Below are 15,312 nucleotides of genomic sequence, written 5' to 3'. Positions count from 1 at the left end.
GCATTTAAGTAAATAATATATTTAAGATATATATTCACTTTTTCGTTATAATTAACTACTTAGCTAATATTTTCCAAAAAGTACTTCACAATTTCAGAATACTTCTTATTATCCTCTTACAATATTATGAAATAATTATTTAAAATAAAAGCATACAAATTAGTTTATTTTATATTTACTATTTTATATACCGTAGCCCTACCAATTCCATATTCTTTAGCAATATCATTAGCACTTTCACCAGCTTCAAATAAGGCTCTTACCTGTTTCTTTTTCTTCTCATCAATAGCTGGTCGTCCACCAATACGTCCTCGCCTTTTCGCAGCTTCTAATCCTGCTTTTGTTCTCTGTTGAATAATATCCCTTTCAAACTCAGCAAATACAGCTAACATACCAAACATAGCTTTACCTGTAGGTGTCGTAGTATCAAATGAATCGTTTATTGAAACAAATTCAACTCCCTTTTCCTTTAGTTGTTCTGTTAGTGTAAAAAGTTCTTTTGTACTTCTAGCTAAACGGTCTAATTTATACACAACAAACAAATCTCCATTAGTTGCAGCTTTCATCGCATGTTCAAGTTCTTGCCTTTCGACTTTACGGCTAGATATCTTTTCTACATACATAATAAGCTCCAGTCCTTTTTCATCTGCATATTTTTGAATTACTTGCTCCTGCATATCTAAATTTTGATCTTCCGTACTAACACGACAATATCCTATTACTCGTTCCAATTTCGACACCACTTTCTACAAACTTATACGTTTTATATACAATTAATAATAGACGAGTTTATAGACAAATGCAATAAAAAAACAGAGCGTAAACGTTAATTTATGCTCCTTCTTCAAAATGTCTACTAAACGATGGTTTTATAAACATTTATTTCGTAATTAAAGGGTGAGCCATATCGCAATCGAAATACTAGATTTTTCTGGGAGATAAGATTATTGAAACATCAAGTTTACTGGTAGGTTTTCCACGGATTCTTTGCGGGCATAATTCACGTTTAAAAGGCGTAGTAAAAGTGTTACTTAACATACATTTCACTAGGGATAAATCACACATACTTGAGAACATCAAAATTAATAATTCAATTAAAATCGTTTAGAGAAAATCCAAAAACCATGCTATAATTTGGTATGAATTGATTATTAATAAGACTGTTTAGTGGTGGTACACCAAGCAATCTTAGCAATAAGCAGAATCGATTCAAAGGCGATTAGCGAGTAAAAAGTAAAAAAGTAAACCACTTCTCAGCTTTGCGGGCGAGGGCGGTTTATTTTTTTAGTAAAAACAGATAACAATAATATCTACTATATTTATATTATAAAAGTGGTATACTGCGATATTCTTTAATACACCATCAGACATGTTTTTAATTGTTTAGAATGTAACTTTATACTATAGCTTAAACAGCAGCATACACCCTTCGTACTTTTTCATGTATTAAATCTCCCTTACCCATTTTGATCCCAAAAAGAGATGCCAAATTTGCTAACCCGTCCACTTGTCTGGTACAAAAAGAAAATTAAACACACAATTGGGTTGCTGATAAGCATACTTTTCACCAGCCCTTTTTTATTGATATGTAGAACTATTTAATATACTCACCACATTTTTAACAGTCATATTAGCATGTGAATTAACATGATGACAATTTACATTGTTAGTCAACAAATGAGTGCTAATTAGAGTACTAACTTCCCTGTTAAAAGGATAAAAAATAGATAAAGTATGTATTCGAAGTTCCAAGATTAAATATCTTTGTAGGAATATTTATGGAAACATCGTAAGTTTAAGTGAGTTGTTAAATCTTGGGTTGTTCTACTATTGGGCAGATTAGTTGAAGAAAATTATAATACGTATTGTACGCAAAACTATGGGGGAAAAGTGATGAATTCATTTATTAAAGCAGCTTTACTTGGGATCGTATCAATAATTTTAGACGAAAATAGGGATTATCCTTTTACTATTAAATGTTCTAAATGCGACTGTGTCATTGAATTAAGGGATGGATTTTCAAAAGGCTTGGATATAGAAGTCTCTAACGGTGACACATTAGATGCAAATAAAGAAAGCACTATATCAATTAGATGCAAATGTGGAAATAGCATAGTCAGTTCAGATTATTAATACGCAACTCGAGATTTTTGGAAAGAGAGCATTCAAACTAACGAAGGCTTTTTTTGTTGAAGAACTAAATGATTTTATAAATAAGGATATGAAGCTCGTATAAATATTATTTGGGCAATTTTAGTAAACAATGAATTGATTATTTGATATAACTGTCATTAATTTAGTGACATTTTTTAATATTCGGATTACGCTGAAGTAAATATTCTTATGAAACGGAATCTTGATTAAATTAGAACTGGGGGAAAGTGTCGATATGAAAATGTCAAAAATGATTAAGCCGCTAGTAATACCGGTAGCTGCACTTCTTGGTTATGCTGTACTAAAGGGGAAAATATCATCTAGCGTGGTTTCTGATATAGCCCAAACTGTCTCTGATTCTGCAATTAATCCAGAAAAGACTTTTGCTGGATTCAAGGAAAGTGAATTAAATGAGATAGCCAAAAACACTGCCAGAGGTTTTAAAGCGGTAATTGTTGATAACGTATTGGAGTATTGGTTTAAGTCTAGTTCGGGGAAACAAACCGCTATTGCGAAAATTGAATTGGATTCGGCTGGAAAGCCGATAATTACTTTTAATCCGTATTTTGGTACTGCTAACTCACCGTATTTTTTTGTAGAAAATCTTAGGAATTCAATGAAGAAAGACAATTAGAAATATTTATGTCCTGTGAAATAACGCCAATCCCGATTTAAAAACCTGCTATATTATATGCCATTTTCTTATTTTAATATACTTCAACTAACAAAGGCGATTGCACAATAGAGCAGTCGCCTTTGTTAGTTGAAGAGCTGCTTCAATAATGAGGATTTATGATATAGAGAAGAGTTTACAGAGTTATTTGATTCTATTGAGCACTCTATAGTTTTGATGGAATGTGCAGCATATGCTTTGCAAATAACTAACCAGAGTACTTATTTTTAGCAATCGGATAATGATAAATTTCAATATTTGAATCAATGAAACCTCTTCGTTTTGCCCCATGCAACGTTTGATACATATTCTCTCTACCAACAGGGTTGTCCGTATGAATATATATTTTGTTTGCCCGTAACCCTTTTTCACAAATATACTTTACTAAGTCATAACCTGTTGGCAATAGGTTACCTTGTAGATCCTCTCCTAAATCATGGTCAAGAGAAAGTATGTCTACTTGGTAAATTTCAAGTAAGTGAATTGCTTCTTGAAACGTTCTTGCAACGACAAAACCATTCGGACAATCTCTTAAATCATCCACATAAAGATTTATCTTTTGTGTATCCAAAATAATCACATCCTTGATGCACAGTTTGTTTCTTTCGCACTTTTCCACTCCCCATGAAGAGTTGACATTACATCCACTTATTAAACTAATCCATCATAGCATTCCTAGATAAGTTTAATGCCGGAATCTTATGTCGTTAACTGCTTGTATAACCGAAAAAGATTGGAGTTAATTAAAATACAATTTATAGAGAGATCTACTTAATTTTCTGGAAAACAAAAAACCTTCTTACTCTTAATGTAAGAAGGTTTTTGTTAGCCCACAACAGGCTTATAAAAAATATAACTCTTTGCCCACAACAGGCACAGTTGTTAATTTAAATATAACAGTAGGGTTTAAATCTGTCAATAAAATTTAAATAAAAATAAAATAAATTTTATTTTGTAGATATTTCACTTTCAGATAAAACTTTTTTAGAAAGGATTTCATTGTAGATACGTAAACGTGCGTCTTTTAATGATTCAATTAAAACTGGAGAATCTGCTGCACTATATGTAGGTAATGCTCTTAATAGTCTACGTATTGCATTTCTATGTTCACTGGCATTAGCGAATGTTGATAATTCAAAATTAATGTTAAAAATCTTAGTACTATCATCTTCAAAAAATAGCATATAGGAAAGATGAAATTTACTTTGACTAATAATTTTAAATGGCATATTAAGATGTTCTATTTGCACCTCAAAATCATCAAAAATTGGAATTAACTTACGTTTTTTATTCATTAAAAATTCACTAAGTGGAATTTCTTTGGTACTTAATAAAGAAATTGAACGATCGATACGTTTTTGTTGTGCTTCATTTAGAATTAATTCTTGGCCATCGAAAACAGTAGCTATAATTTTCTTTCTACTAATTGTTTGAATTTGGTCAAGTATTACAAAAGTACTTAAGGATTGGTTACCTACAGGGCCAATATTGAATCGTGTAGATGTTTCAATATGTTTGTAGTCTTTATAGCTATTTGTCATAATAACAAGAAGTTCATCTCGCGTTAATTTTAAGTCCCAAACAATTCCGTAGTGTGCTTTGTTTAATTCTCCTCCAACTCCTGGTAAGTCAAATAAAACTAATTGGAACTTTTTGATTATTGGCAGGAAATTCCTTTCGCTGTTGACGACATTAACTCGATTTGGGTTATTAATAGCTTTAATAAATCGAAATATACGATCTAAAGAATCTGTTCGTGTTTGTAGCGGCTCTTCAGAATCATCAGTAACTGTTGCCAACTCTTTTATAATTTTAAGCAAATCATTATCATTAAAAAGCGTGTCAATTACTGACATTATTTCAGCCTTTTCTTCCTCAGTACATGAACTTGTATATCGTGAAAAATTAGGTAATAGTTCGTTCAAGGTTTGCCCCCTTATTTCAAGATGCATTAATTATATCAGATAATTTAGTTAGTACATATTCTCTATTAAAAATTCCTTTATCGGGTTTATTCTTAGGAATATAAATAGATTCATAAAGCATATCCTTAAAACTTCTTTTAATATCTCTAATAATAACCATAGTGATACGAGGAGTTGATCCAATAAATTGCCCTTTCTGTTCTTTAACACGTCTAGCCTGTCTATTTCTTCTTTAAATGCTACCAAAATAAAGAAAGTTTATTTATTGGGAAAAGGTTTTTTATCAGCTATACTAACAATATAGTTAATAGCAAAATTAACTGTACCCTAGTTTCCCTGTATGGTTCTAGGAGGCATTTCAATGAAAGACAATATTAAATCGTATACAAAAAAAGATGGCAAAACCTACTATATGTTTAAACTTTATTTAGGAATGGATAGCGAAACAGGCAAACAAATTCACGTTACTAGACGTGGTTTTCTAACGAAAAAAGAAGCTACCCTAGCATTAGCTCAATTAAGAGTTGAAGTTAAGAATGGGGAATATAAGAAGCCTAAAACTGAAACATACGAGGATATATATAATGTCTGGATTCAGCACTACGAAAGAACTGTTGAAGAAAGTACCTTTGTCAAAACCCTTGGCATTTTCAAGCATCACATTTTACCTGCAATAGGTCACTACCGAATAGAGAAGCTGAGTGTAGCAATCTGCCAAAGCTTTGTTGATGACTGTTCCTTGAAACTAAAAAGGTTTCGAATGGTTAAAACATATGCATCTAAAGTGATAGATTTTGCAATTAAGCGTGAGTACATCAGTTCTAATCCCTTCAAGCTAGTGGATCTTCCAAAAACCAAAGCTTCTACTGTATTAGATACTGAGGTTAACTACTATTCAAAGGAGCAGCTAATTTACTTTCTACAGTGTTTAAAGCAATATGGTAACGCTCAAATCACCGCATTTTTCTATCTGCTTGCATTTTCAGGTATCCGTAAAGGTGAGGCACTTGCATTAACCTGGGCGGATTTAAATTTTGATACAAACGAATTGTTCATTTCAAAAGCTCTTTCGAGAGGTAAAAATAACAAGCTTTATATTAAATCAACGAAAACCGATACTTCACGCCAGCTTTTAATCGATGATGAAACATGCAGCATCTTATCAGAATGGAAAAAGATTCAGCAAGGCAAATTTCCAAATGCGAGTGACAAAAGCCAATTAATTTTTACAAACGAACAAAATGGCTTGTTGCAGCAAACAGTTCCTAGAAAGTGGCTCATGAAAATCATCGATAATTACAGCTTGCCCTATACACATGTTCACTCATTTCGTCATGTGCATTGCTCTTTACTTTTCGAAGCCGGTGCAAGTGTCAAAGAAGTACAAGAACGATTAGGTCACACAGATGTGCAAACAACGCTCAACATTTATACGCACCTATCAAAGCGTGCAAAAAACGATACAATTAATAAATTTGTGACGTATTTAAACTCAGAATCTTGACCAAAAAGTAGCCAGATTTTTAGCCAGATTCAGAAAAAAATCCCAGAAAACTCAATACAACAAAAAAAGAAAAAACCCTTGATTTACAAGGGTTTTGACAACTCTAGACAACTCTAGAAAATTCATGAATGGAGACGGTGGGAGTCGAACCCGCTTTTTCCAATAATGGCTTGATGTCAGTGTCTACACAGCTTTTTTAGGTATTTTACAAATTACTAACATCGGTTTTAACATCGGTTTAAAAAAACACTATTCGGAGGCAAGGACCTAAACAAAGCCGTATTTTTATTATCTAGAATAATATTAAAGCACAAATAATAACTACAATAATGGGCAAATAAAATATCCAAAGTGTTTTAGAGAAAATACCTTTAAACCAACTTCTTTTATTTAGCTTTTTGAATGGTATCGGATTTAACGAAAAATCAATCTCATCGTTTTTAAGCTTAATAGCATTGTTATATAAATCTCTATATAATTTCTCTTGATAAATAAAAAAGCCATCCAATACCCAAAACATTATAGCTGGAACTAAAGCTAGAATTATATATTTTGATTCCATTTCTGAAACATTAGCAAACGCTAATAGACCAACTACTAAAGTGACTGTCCAACCTTTTAACATAAATGAATTTGATGCCATACGCGTAATAACATTTTGAATCAATTGAAGATATTGAATTTTATTTTCTTCCATAATGCTCCTCCGACTAGAGTATATTTTTATTTCGATATAAAATATCCAAAGGGTATTCGGCAATCGTAGTTTGATTAATTTTAGCCCAATTACTAAGATCATTAATATTTATGTCTTCCAAATGGTCTAAATCAATATCATACTTAATGTTCAAATCTCTATTTTCATTAAACATACCTTCTTTTATTATACCTTTTCTGTACTCAGATAATTTCCTTTTATTTATTAATTTAGTCATCGCAATTTCATGATATATCCAAGGCGACTCAGTATTATTAATAGTGTCTTTTGTATTAAGTGAATTAGGAGTATTGAGAAAAATAACACACTCGCTTTTATCTAGCATCTTAGTAAGAGCAGTTGAAAGCATCATATGCACATGACTGGTCGAGTACATAACCTTTTCGTAACTATATGTTGATTCCTTCCCATCAAGTCGACAGAAATTATAATCAATTTCTTTTTGTAGATCTAAAGAATACCCCCAAACGCATGAATCTATAAATACTGTTAATCCGAAATTGCTGTAAAGCCAGCCAGCTAAACCTTTTGCCATTTTTTCATCTTTATGAGAGTGTGAAATAAAAATGTCCGCATCTATTTGAGGGAACCAGTGTTCTTGTAAATTAGTTCCATTTATACTACCATTAGTATCAAAATATTTATCTAAACTATTTCGCACCACAATTTTACTTTTATTATAGATTTCTTCTCCCAATCTTTGATAACTACTAAAACTCTCATTAGATGATAAATTGAACCCTGCAAACACTATTAACACAACCTTTTATATTATTAATATATTAATATTACAAAATTATGTAATTTTACTCAAATATTCTCTCCACAAATTCTTTAAGATAACTTTTGAGTAGTAACATCATAAACAGTTCCAGTTTCAATTTAGCACTCAGTCCAACAGTTGATTTCAGTAATTCTTTATTATAAGATAAAGAGAAGGCGCAGGTGCTGTAACACCTACACCTTCTAATCACCCGTATGAAGAGCGGCAAGCATTATATTGTGTAAAGTAATCACTCAGTCAGCCGGTCATAGCTAGGGGTGATTACTTTTTTATTCTAAGGATTAATACAGTTCGAGGTAAAGCGTTCCTCAAACTACTTATCTTGTCCCAATCAGCACTTTAGAAAAATGAATCGCTGAAAAACAGTAGCTGCTTGTTGACGAGTAAATGCACCTACTGGATTACTCCCATCAAATAAGCCCTTTTCTTTTGCCCACTTCCATGCATCTTGATGTGAAGAAGCAACATTATCTCCTTTGGCATCTGCCTTATCTGCTTATAACTTATCGATTTCCTTTTGTTGCTCTTCGATTAGCTTCTTAAGTTCATTATATTGACTCACTATTAATCCCCCTTATATAGCTAACTATCCTATTCCCAATTTGAACATTTCTCAACATTTTGATTTCCACTCGTAAGGTAAGCCTATGGTTGATAAACTCTGGGTGTTATATTTTTGTTAGTCGAGCTGAGAAGACTTAATTTTACGCTTCCTAAGTAATGGGTCGAATGTATCCCCAAAGTGGACTTTCACCTCCTAACTAGTTTCATACCTGGCACACATTTATAAGCACCTACACATAAAGTGCAGATGCTTTTTTTCTGTTTCTCTTCTCAACCTTATCAATTTTATTTTAAGTAGGATGAGATATTTGATCAGTTGTCTGTAGTATCTAAATCAGATACCGTCATCTAATAGTAAGATGGGTGTTTTTCCTTTATAAATGAAGAAGCTCTATATCCAGTTTTTCATTAGCTAAATAGTGTGAGTAAACCATTCCTGCAGGTAATTGTCGTATTTGTATGTTCTCTAACCCGAGAGCATCTAACATTTCAATATTGACATATCCCTTGACAATAATATTTTGTTGTTCGGTTGGCATCAAAAAACAGTTCTTAATATCTTGAATTCCGTGGTCATTAACAAATTTTTTATAAGACAACTGATAGAGGTACTGCTTTGTAATATCGCCAATTCCTGGTTGTCCTCGTAGTTTTTTTCCTTGCTCAAGTTGAATATTATAATATTTGGCATCAAATATAATGAACTGATATAAGTTATTCCTCTTAGTGATTGACACATGGTCTGGAACGAGGGTTTCCTTAGCGATTTTTTGAAACTCAGAATCATCATGCTTATAGCCATTCCACTTTGGTTTATCTATTAGTGAAATGAGCAAGTCACTAGGATTGTATCCATCTGCTAAAGAAATAGGGAGTGAGCCAAGTGGGGTCTGCAATTGATTGTCCAGAACTTCCGCACACACTTTTTCCCATACCAAATTAAAACTGTTTGTACCAAACATAGTGAAACAATCAATATCTGCAAGACCGCTACTATGCGCAATATAGGCATATATCGTCTTCAGTAATAGCTGCTTTCTTGTATTAAACTGCAAATTCAATTCATTCTGTATACGGTAAAGTATATAATCTATTTCTTCAAAATCATCTAGTTCTTCATCAGACACTTCAACCGGTAGTATGTCAAACAAATCCAATAAATCAGCATCTTGAAGTTCTCTTGAACAAATAGAGATAATTGATTCGTGGAGCCTTTTAAAGTAATCAAAATCATCATTAATACGTTTTTGTGTAAACATTTCTATGTAATATGGGCGATTATTGCTGATATAAGTAAAGGTCTCATTTATCGTCTTGTCCCACAGTATTTCACCCGAACCATTAGTTTCAATTATATCTTGTGTATTCGTGTAAGCGCCATTTTCATGGTAGTCATTTAATAGATAAATCATCACTGAGAGTAGGTTAAATGAATTACCTTCTTCGCTATCATTATACATTCGAATAATTTGTTCCTTGGAATTATATCTTTCCAGAACTTTTATGATTTGCTTTAATTCTGTTTTAGGAGCAACGTTACTTATATATTTCGGATAGCATTTTAAGATGCAATCTGAAACCGTAATGACACCCACAAATGTAAAAACATAAAGAAGCTCCTTTTCTCCAACTTCAACATCGATTACTTCAATATCTTTATCGATTAGGTCAGACATATCCTTCTGCACATCAGTTGCTTTTACAGCTTTCAAGACACCGTATTCCTTCAGTTTTTTTATGATAGTAACGGTCTTTTCAGCTGTACAATCAAAAATGTTTCGTAGGTTTTCCTGTGTATATCGTTTCTGTTCACGTACAAACTTGGATTTCATTATTTATACTCCTCTACAGATTCAGCAACTCCTGCTATAGCCGTAGCCCTTGGAAACTTCTCCCTAATCTCCTTACAGAAAATTTCTACACCACGCTTATCAAATTCTTCGCAAATGGAGGAATATTTCGTTGTGTCCTTACATCCATCAAATAAAGATGCTCTTTTCTGTTTTGCAGCATCATCAAATAAATACATTAGAACTTTACTCTTGAAGGCAGAAATAAAGATATCAGCGTTAATTTTATTCCCCGCTCTTGGAACTACGACTTTTCTTGAAAGGAAATAAGGTCCTAATAGCTTATCCTCATTAATTTTATAAGAAGAAAGTGTATTATTGATTGCCTTACGCAGTTCATTCCATTCTATCTCACGAAGATAGACCTCGCTACCCATAGTAACAAAGTTCCCCTTAATGTCATTCTCATTATGATTTATACTAAGATAGTCAAAATTCCATCTACGTTTGAACGCAGTATCCATAGGGTATACACCTTGGTCAGCACTATTCATAGTTGCCCATATAAACATATTATTTGGAATTTTGATTTCAGAATACTCTTGAGGCTTACCACCTAATTCCTTAGCAAGGTACTTTTTAATATCCTCAGATGTTTGGATAGCATATTCACTAACATTATCGTCATCACGGTCTAACAACTGGAATACATCACCAAATACGGCTGCAACATTTGCTCTGTTGATTTCTTCAACAATTAATAAATATGGCTTAGGATTATCTGTCTGAGCATTTTTAAGTGCTTTAACATATGTCCTCATAAATGGGCCAGGGACATATTCATATACAATTTCACTAGCAGACTTTTTATTTGATATCAGATTTACATATGGCCTAATCGCTCGACCATGATTTCGTTCAACGCTATTATCACCACTAGCATTAGAGCCATCTTTTTTCTTAGTTTTAAACTTGTCATCATTATATAATCCCAGTAAAAGTGGTAGGCGAGTTAAATCACCCTCTTTAAACTTGTCATATAGCAAGTCATATTTTTCTTGGGCCGTCTTATCATCCAATAGAATAGATAAAACCCCCTTCTCATCTTCGCTTACAATATGATCATTTACAGGATCCAACATCGTAGGCTTGTAAGTTCCAACAAAGTTTGCATACGAATAGTCGGGATGGAAAGTCACACGCTCATACTCACCACCATTTTTAAGCAAGGTATCCTTATCTCGATTTAGTTCATAACTTTTACCTGTTCCTGGGGCACCAAAGATAATTCTATTATGTTGGAAATCTGATTTAATACTTGTCTTGTAAATACTTTCCACTGGGTGCACAAACAAGTCATCGCCGACAATAGGTTCAGCAACGTCCATATCGATATTGTATATTTTTAAATTTTTCAGGCGATTCCCGTACTTGCGAAGTACTTCCGGTTTAATAATTATATGTTTACCACCCGATGTGTCATCGTCTTCATCCAAGAATCCCCAACGCATCAGTATCATAATTGGCTTACAATCTGAATATTTATTAGCTTCTTCACTCAATGTTATAGGACCTTGATTTCTTAGTTGTCTTAATTCATCCAAAGTGTCTGTATAGTTACCACCCACATCTTCAAGTTTCCAAAGTAAAAATGCAAATTCTTTATATGTCAAATAACCCAAATCTAAAATAGCTCTAATATACAGTGCAGGGGGTTCCACATCAGAGTCACTTTCCGGACAGCCATAGTTGTGTCGACCAAACTTCACAGTTTCTAATGCATTCATTAATACATCCTGTATTTTATCAGTACTTTTTTCTGTAATTGCTTCATACATTTTTTTACCGGATTCAGTGATCCTTCTTCTTGACTGTGCGTTATTAATATCTTCCCAAACTGTGAAGCCAAAGTAAGATGTAATCTGTGCCTTTTTAGTATAAGAAGATTGGTATTGATCAGGGCCAATCATTTCCTTTAAACGTTCTTTATATAAGGTATTTGTCAACCAATCGTTAGCTTCATAGTATATGTGCAAAACAGATTCAATTTCGTTCAACAGTGCACTATTTTTGGGCATCACTATCTTCCCCATCCCATATCCTCCTTATAATTGCTGAATTAATGCAGTCATGATTTCTTTGATTAATTTTGAAGGTATACCCTCACCAATCGCTTTTCGAATAAAAGTTTCACTAGCCCAATCTGGAATTTGCCAATCAAGTGGCAATGACATAACAATCAACAACTCATATATAGATAAGACTCTGGCATCAGAGTATAATTCCTCACCTGATTCACTCCTGTACAATCGTCCTGGATGAACGCAAGCTAAAGATGAGATAACACCATTATTCTGTGTGATAGTTCTACATGGCATATCCCATTTCAATCTACGATAATGATTATGGTGGGCTTTAACAGGAATGCCATCTGCCTTTTGAGGATAATAAACTTCATTGTATATAGCTGATTTTCCTGTAGGTGTATGCATCATCCATTGCACTTGTTTCCAAGAATGAGTTGGAGGATAATGCCATTTTGATACCTCAAGACCTTCTTTACGCTTCTTCTCATAATCTGGAAACTTCTGCAAAGTAAGTTCCATTCCATCTCGTAGCTTAGGATCAAGAGACGGTAAATCTCCGATAGCTTCATAAAGAGTAATTTCTTGCTGTTTTTCTGGAAACTCCCAAGTATATGGCAAGTCGTTTCTGACAAGCAAGAATATATTCCTTTCTCTTAATTGAGGTACACCATAATCCTTTGCCATAACAAGAGGGTTCTTATTAAACCGATAACTGTCGCCAAGTTCCCTTTTTATATATTCAGGAATCAAAATAATTTCATCGCCGTATTTAATACGAGTAGTCAATTGTTTAGGAACATTTTCTAATAATACAAACTTGGGTTTAACCCTTTTGATTACATCAATTGCATACGAAATAAGCTGATTACGTGGATCGAATTCTAATCTTAATCCAGCCTCACTCATTCCTTGACATGGTGGTGTGGCTATTAAGAAGTCCACATTTCTTTCAATAGCTTCTTCAACAAGAGAACTCCGGATGTTATCGTCCGTAATGTCACCACAAATCATATGTGTATCTTTATATACATTTTGATAGAATCTAGCTCTATCTTGATCTATCTCATTAGCAATTTTTATTTCAATATCAAGTTCATTCATATAAGCTTCTGCAATTCCAACATTGGAAAACAGTGAAATACCATTTAACTTTCCCATCTCTTAATTCTCCTAGTCTATATTATCGAATACTTTTTTTACAAATAGTGGTGGTATTCCTTCGCCAATAATTCTCCGCAAAAAGGCTTCCGATGTGTTTTCAGGTATTGGCCAACTTTCTGGCAAACTCATGACAATCATTAATTCATATAGTGTCAAAACCCTTGCATCAGAATAGATTTCCTCGCCATTATCATCTACATATTCTATCTTTCCTGGATGAACATTGTTTTGTGATGAAATTTTTCGGTTATCCATGGTTATGGTATAAGCAGCGGTGTTCCAATTTTGTCTTTTGTACGTGTTACGAAAACCCTTTACAGCTTCCCCATTAGCCTTTTTAGGGTAAAATACCTTATTATCAAATGCGGTACATCCAGTAGGAGTATGTTGCATCGCTACAACCTGCCTCTTTATATGATGGGGAGGAATATGCCATTTTGAAATATTAGCGGCAATTTCCTGGCGCTCATAAAAATGAGGAAAGATTTCTAACAATTCCTCTTCTGAGATGTCCTTTATATAGGGATCTAATTTCGGTAAATTCCCAATTGCATCTTGCATAGTCAAAATTTTCGAATCCTTATTTGGGAGCTTCCACTCTTTTAGGTTTTCAGTTCTACGCGTCATTAAAAAGATTGCTCGTTCTCGTGTCTGTGGAACAGAGTAATCTTTTGTGTCGATAATATATTGGGAAATCTTGTATTCAGATTCTAACTCTTTTTTTAGTAAATTAGGAATTAAAACTTGCTCTCCATTTACTTCTATAGAGGTATTTAAAAACATGGGGACATTTTCTAAGAACACATATTTGGGTTTAATCTCTTTAACAGCCTCAATCACAGGAATTATAAGCTTGTTTCGCTCATCATCATCTTCTTGCGGTCCAGCGGTACTCATACCTTGACATGGAGGTGTCGCCATTATGATATTTACACCAGTTTTTATACTTTCTTTCACTATATCATCGAAGACATTTTTATGAGTTATATCCCCACAAATCATGTGAGTATCAGGATATATTTGTGAATATAGTTCAGCCCTTCGTTCTATAAGTTCATTGGCAACGGGAACCTCTATGTCCATGTCTTTAAAATATGCTTCCGCTACACCAATATTAGAAAATAATGATAATACTTTTAATTTATTATTCTTTTTATGGGTTACTGATAACATAACGGAATCTTGTTCTATAAATTCGAAATAAAGCTTCACAGCCTTTTTTATCTGTGATCGTACAGAACAAGAAAGCTCTTGATATGCCGGTTCTTGTTCCAATTTAAACTGATAAACAATATCATTAAACCAAGGCAGGATTTTATCTGCCCTTTTCATCCTCGAGACTGTATTGCTTATAGTGGCTTTAGAATAATTCTTATTGTTAGTCAACCAAATTCTATATCTATCTAAATTTAAGTTCATAGTATCATCCTTCTTTTACGCACATACATAATAGCTTATATTTATATTAATAATACTATATCATTATAATTGGCGTCAATAACTTGACGCCAATTATAAAATTTTAACATTTATACAACTATTAATAGAATAAGAAGTTATTCTTTCTAAAATAGACAAGTGATCGTTATGTTCGAAAGTTCCCCATAATCCCTTACAATGAAGCTTTCTTAAAATATTTAAGCGCTCAAGTTTAATCTATACAGATTCCCTTCTTAAACGATATGTAATCATGTTTTTTTACAATATGAAAAAGTAATAGGATAGCAAAACTATAAAAAATTTCTAGGGGTACCCAGTATTATTTTTGTTCTATTATCTCAGAAAAAGAGCCCCGGGGTAGCCATTTAAAATTAGCCTAAGTTTTACAATCATTACGTTTACCACAAGCAATAGCCTTCAAATTATATATCTAGTAATCTATGTTCCAGGTAAATCTTACCTCAAATTAATCTAGATAGGCCCTTCAAATTAATCCCAATCTATTAACAAGC

12 protein-coding genes are annotated in these 15,312 nt (G+C 33.1%); 3 read left to right on the top strand and 9 right to left on the bottom strand.

All coding sequences use genetic code 11. The annotated features are described in order from the left end of the window. Window positions 1-164: 164 nt before the first annotated feature. Window positions 165-731, bottom strand: coding sequence for a recombinase family protein (locus tag MKZ17_RS03890; protein WP_340722487.1), 567 nt, complete (start codon window positions 729-731; stop codon window positions 165-167). A gap of 1,162 nt (window positions 732-1,893) precedes the next feature. Between MKZ17_RS03890 and MKZ17_RS03885 the strand changes: the two genes are divergently transcribed. Then, complete coding sequence (locus tag MKZ17_RS03885; RefSeq protein ID WP_340722486.1) at window positions 1,894-2,133, top strand: hypothetical protein; 240 nt, start codon at window positions 1,894-1,896, stop codon at window positions 2,131-2,133. A gap of 256 nt (window positions 2,134-2,389) precedes the next feature. Then, window positions 2,390-2,788 carry a hypothetical protein gene (locus tag MKZ17_RS03880; RefSeq protein WP_340722485.1) on the top strand — a complete coding sequence of 133 codons (399 nt, stop codon included), beginning with the start codon at window positions 2,390-2,392 and terminating at the stop codon, window positions 2,786-2,788. A gap of 247 nt (window positions 2,789-3,035) precedes the next feature. On the opposite strand, the gene MKZ17_RS03875 is transcribed toward MKZ17_RS03880, so the two are convergent. Together MKZ17_RS03875 and MKZ17_RS03870 are read right to left on the bottom strand one after the other, a co-directional pair. Further along, entirely contained in the window at window positions 3,036-3,398 is a 363-nt protein-coding gene (locus MKZ17_RS03875) for a cyclic-phosphate processing receiver domain-containing protein (protein WP_340722484.1), read from the bottom strand. 376 nt (window positions 3,399-3,774) lie between these two features. Continuing rightward, the gene (locus MKZ17_RS03870) at window positions 3,775-4,752 is read right to left on the bottom strand and encodes a hypothetical protein (RefSeq protein WP_340722483.1); all 978 of its coding nucleotides are present in this window, start codon (window positions 4,750-4,752) and stop codon (window positions 3,775-3,777) included. 361 nt (window positions 4,753-5,113) lie between these two features. Between MKZ17_RS03870 and MKZ17_RS03865 the strand changes: the two genes are divergently transcribed. Continuing rightward, complete coding sequence (locus MKZ17_RS03865) at window positions 5,114-6,256, top strand: site-specific integrase (protein ID WP_340722482.1); 1,143 nt, start codon at window positions 5,114-5,116, stop codon at window positions 6,254-6,256. Window positions 6,257-6,548: 292 nt separating this feature from the next. Here MKZ17_RS03865 and MKZ17_RS03860 read toward each other — a convergent pair whose 3' ends face one another. The 6 genes from MKZ17_RS03860 to MKZ17_RS03835 form a co-directional block, all read right to left on the bottom strand. Further along, window positions 6,549-6,953: a hypothetical protein gene (locus MKZ17_RS03860; RefSeq protein WP_340722481.1), complete on the bottom strand. Its 405-nt coding sequence runs from the start codon at window positions 6,951-6,953 to the stop codon at window positions 6,549-6,551. A 13-nt stretch (window positions 6,954-6,966) separates the two neighbouring features. Beyond that, on the bottom strand, window positions 6,967-7,725 hold the full coding sequence (locus MKZ17_RS03855) for a hypothetical protein (RefSeq protein ID WP_340722480.1): 759 nt from the start codon (window positions 7,723-7,725) through the stop codon (window positions 6,967-6,969). 971 nt (window positions 7,726-8,696) lie between these two features. Continuing rightward, the gene (locus tag MKZ17_RS03850; RefSeq protein WP_340722479.1) at window positions 8,697-10,154 is read right to left on the bottom strand and encodes an LlaJI family restriction endonuclease; all 1,458 of its coding nucleotides are present in this window, start codon (window positions 10,152-10,154) and stop codon (window positions 8,697-8,699) included. Further along, window positions 10,154-12,205 (bottom strand): hypothetical protein, encoded by a 2,052-nt coding sequence (locus MKZ17_RS03845; RefSeq protein WP_340722478.1) that lies wholly within the window; start codon window positions 12,203-12,205, stop codon window positions 10,154-10,156. The genes MKZ17_RS03850 and MKZ17_RS03845 overlap by 1 nt, the downstream gene beginning before the upstream one ends. 12 nt (window positions 12,206-12,217) lie before the next feature. Continuing rightward, on the bottom strand, window positions 12,218-13,357 hold the full coding sequence (locus MKZ17_RS03840) for a DNA cytosine methyltransferase (RefSeq protein ID WP_340722477.1): 1,140 nt from the start codon (window positions 13,355-13,357) through the stop codon (window positions 12,218-12,220). A 12-nt stretch (window positions 13,358-13,369) separates the two neighbouring features. Continuing rightward, the gene (locus MKZ17_RS03835) at window positions 13,370-14,779 is read right to left on the bottom strand and encodes a DNA cytosine methyltransferase (RefSeq protein ID WP_340722476.1); all 1,410 of its coding nucleotides are present in this window, start codon (window positions 14,777-14,779) and stop codon (window positions 13,370-13,372) included. Window positions 14,780-15,312 lie beyond the last annotated feature (533 nt).

It is taken from the genome of Solibacillus sp. FSL R7-0682, from assembly GCF_038005985.1.
Taxonomy (GTDB): Bacteria; Bacillota; Bacilli; order Bacillales_A; family Planococcaceae; genus Solibacillus.
The sequence above is the reverse complement of the archived record's forward strand: the minus strand, read 5'-3'. Positions and strand labels throughout refer to the sequence as shown.